This window comes from Nocardia sp. NPDC003963 (assembly GCF_053605105.1).
In genome coordinates this window covers 1-3,593 of the sequence record NZ_JBSGIP010000108.1, presented here as the reverse complement: position 1 = coordinate 3,593, position 3,593 = coordinate 1, and the positions used below count along the sequence as shown (strand labels likewise).

The following is a 3,593-nucleotide window of genomic DNA, read 5'->3' as shown; positions in this document are numbered from 1 at the left end:
CCCGTCGCCGAGGGGCAGGGTGGGATGTTTCTGTAGCGAATGCAGAGCGAAGGAGCGCAGCGACTGAGCGGCGGAGTGAAGAACCGGGGTTGATAGGGCCCCACCCCGCGGCGCCGGAGGCGCCGCCATAGACACAGCTAGGCTCTGACTCATGGCCGAGGTAGCTGCGTCCAGTGTGTACATCGCGTCGCCGGAGGGCGATACCGGTAAGTCGACCGTGGCGCTCGGCGTACTGCAGATGTTGTGCGCGACCACCGCGCGCGTCGGGGTGTTCCGGCCGATCACCCGGTCGGCCACCGAACCCGACTACATCCTCGAACTGCTGCTCGAGCACAGCACCGTCGATATCGAGTACCAGCAGGCGGTGGGCGTGGGCTACGAGCAGGTACATGCCGACCCCGATGCCGCGATCTCCGAGATCGTCATGCGGTATCACGAGGTGGCGGCGCTCTGCGACGCGGTGGTGATCGTGGGCAGCGATTACACCGATGTGGCCAGTCCCAGCGAATTGCGGTTCAATGCCCGGATCGCGGTGAACTTGGGGGCGCCGGTGCTGCTGGTGGTGCGCGGGGCACAGCGGTCGGCCGCGGAGGTCGAGCAGCTGGTGGAGCTGTGCGCGGCCGAGTTGAAGTCCGAGCATGCGCAGCTCGCGGCGATCATCGCCAATCGCTGCGCGCCCGGGGAACTCGATACGGTACGTGCGGCACTCGCACCGTTCGGCGTGCCGTCGTGGAGTCTGCCCGAGGTGCCGCTGCTGATCTCGCCGACCATGGCGGAGTTGTGCGAGGCCCTGGACGGCGATATGTACAGCGGCGATCCCGAACTACTGCACCGGGAGGCACTGGGGGTGATGGTCGGCGGGATGACCGCCGAGCACATTCTGGAGCGACTGTACGACGGGGCGGTGGTGATCGCGCCAGGTGACCGTTCCGATGTGCTGCTGAGTGTGGTGAACGCCCATGAAGCGGAGAGCTTCCCCTCGCTGGCCGGGATCATCATGAACGGCGGGCTGCTCCCGCATCCGGCGATCGCCCGGCTCATCACCGGGCTGAAACCGCGATTACCCATCCTGACCACCGATCTGGGCACCTACGACACCGCCGGGGTGGCCCATCGGACCCGCGGCCGGATGTCGGCGCACAATCCACGCAAGGTGGATACGGCGCTGGCGCTGATGGAGACCCATGTCGACGCCGCGGATTTCCTGCGGCGGCTGGAGGTTCCGCTGACCAGCGTGGTGACCCCGCAGATGTTCGAATACCAGTTGATCGAACGCGCGCGGGCCGACCGTAAGACGATCGTGCTACCCGAGGGCGACGACGACCGGGTGCTGCGCGCGGCGGGGCGGGTGCTGCAGCGCAGGATCGCGGATCTGATCATCCTCGGCGACGAGTCGGCGATCCGCGCCCGCGCCGCGGAGCTGGGTGTGGATATCGCCGACGCGCGCGTGCTCGACCCCCGGACCTCCGAACATCTCGACGATTTCGCCCGCGAATACACCGAACTGCGCAAACACAAAGGGATGACGCTGGAGCGAGCGCGCGAGACGGTCTCCGACATCTCCTATTTCGGAACCATGATGGTGCATCGCGGTCTCGCCGACGGCATGGTTTCGGGGGCAGCGCACACCACCGCGCATACCATCCGGCCCTCGTTCGAGATCATCAAAACTGTTCCCGGGGTCGCGACGGTGTCGAGTGTGTTCCTCATGTGTCTGGCCGACCGCGTGCTGGCCTACGGCGACTGCGCCGTGGTCCCCGACCCGAGCTCGGAACAGCTGGCCGATATCGCCGTCTCGTCGGCCGCGACCGCGACCCGTTTCGGTATCGACGCCCGCGTGGCGATGCTCTCGTATTCGACAGGCGAATCCGGTAGCGGCGCGGATGTGGACAAGGTGCGGGTGGCGACGGGACTGGTCCGGGAACGGGCGCCGGAACTACCGGTCGAGGGCCCGATCCAATACGACGCGGCCATCGAGCCCACGGTCGCCGACGCCAAACTGCCCGGCTCCGAAGTGGCCGGGCGGGCGACGGTGTTCATCTTCCCCGACCTCAACACCGGTAACAACACCTACAAGGCGGTCCAGCGCAGCGCGGGCGCGGTGGCGATCGGGCCGGTGCTGCAGGGGTTGCGCAAACCGGTGAACGACCTGTCCCGCGGCGCGCTGGTCACCGATATCGTGAACACGGTGGCCATCACCGCCATCCAAGCGCAGGCGCAGTGACCCCGGCACGGTCCGGAGAGAAGGGGACTGCGGTGAGCGGCAACCTGGTGCTGGTGGTCAATTCCGGTTCTTCGTCGATCAAATATCAACTGCTGGATACGGATTCGGGCACGATCGCGGCAGCTGGGCTGGTGGAGCGGATCGGCGAGGACAGCGGCGCCATCGAACACACCACCGACGGCCGGACACTGACCGAACAGGTCACGATTCCCGACCATACGGCGGGGCTCCGGCTGGCGTTCCGGAAGTTCGCCGATACCGGCCACGATCTGACTGCGGCCGGCGTGACCGCGGTCGGTCACCGGGTCGTACACGGCGGTGAGGTGTTCTACGAACCGACACTCATCGACGATCGGGTGCTGGCCACGATCGACGAACTGTCGGCACTGGCGCCGCTGCACAATCCGGCGAATGTGCGGGGTATCGAGGCGGTACGCACGCTGTTGCCCGATACTCCGCAGGTCGCGGTATTCGATACCGCGTTCTTCCACGGATTGCCCGACGCCGCGAAGACCTACGCCATCGATACGCAGGTCGCGACGGCGCACGGGATCCGCCGCTACGGATTCCACGGCACCTCACACGAGTACGTCTCCGGCCGGGTCGCCGAATTCCTGGGCCGCCCACCCGAATCGATCGACCAGATCGTCTTCCACCTCGGCAACGGCGCCTCGGTCTCGGCGCTGCGCGGCGGGCGCCCGGTCGATACCAGCATGGGTCTGACACCGCTGGAGGGCCTGGTCATGGGCACCCGGTCCGGCGATCTCGATCCCGGGATCATCCTCCATCTCATGCGTACCGCGCAGATGGACGTCGACGGCGTCGATCGCCTGCTCAACCGCGGATCGGGTCTGCGGGGGCTGGCGGGGGTCAACGATTTCCGGGAGTTGCGGCGGCTCATCGGCACGGGGGACGCGGCGGCGCGACTGGCCTACGACGTGTACGTACACCGCCTCCGCCACTACCTGGGCGCATACCTGATCGAGCTGGGCGGGGTCGACGCGATCACGTTCACCGCGGGGGTCGGCGAGAACAACCCCGATATCCGCGCGGATTCTCTCGCCGGACTGTCCCGGTTCGGGATCGCGGTCGACCCGGACCGCAACACGGCGCGGGAGCGTATCGCCCGGCGGATCTCGCCGCCGGACGCGAAGGTGGAGGTCCTGGTGGTCCCGACGAACGAAGAACTCGCTATCGCCCGCGCGGCCGCGGCTCTCACCGAAACGGCCTGATCCGCGCGGTGCGGCGGGGCGGGGGTGTGCCGGGTCCGGAGCGCTGTGTTTTTGGCGCCGCCTTCGGCGTCGCGGGGGTTGAGGCCCCCTGGTGTCCCGCCGTTCAGGCCTCGAGACTCGCGCTTCGCGCATGCGCT

The 3,593-nt window shown here is 67.7% G+C and carries 2 protein-coding genes; both read left to right on the top strand.

The features are described from left to right. The first annotated feature begins 151 nt into the window (after window positions 1-151). Window positions 152-2,224, top strand: coding sequence for a phosphate acetyltransferase (gene pta, locus ACWEWT_RS38505; RefSeq protein ID WP_452565890.1), 2,073 nt, complete (start codon window positions 152-154; stop codon window positions 2,222-2,224). Between the two features lie 32 nt (window positions 2,225-2,256). Continuing rightward, window positions 2,257-3,456, top strand: a complete 1,200-nt coding sequence (locus ACWEWT_RS38500) for an acetate kinase (RefSeq protein ID WP_452565889.1) — start codon at window positions 2,257-2,259, stop codon at window positions 3,454-3,456. Window positions 3,457-3,593: the final 137 nt, after the last annotated feature.

Bases quoted from the DNA above. Each gene is read 5' to 3' on its own strand.
- pta (WP_452565890.1), top strand. From the start codon at position 152: ATGGCCGAGGTAGCTGCGTCCAGTGTGTACATCGCGTCGCCGGAGGGC.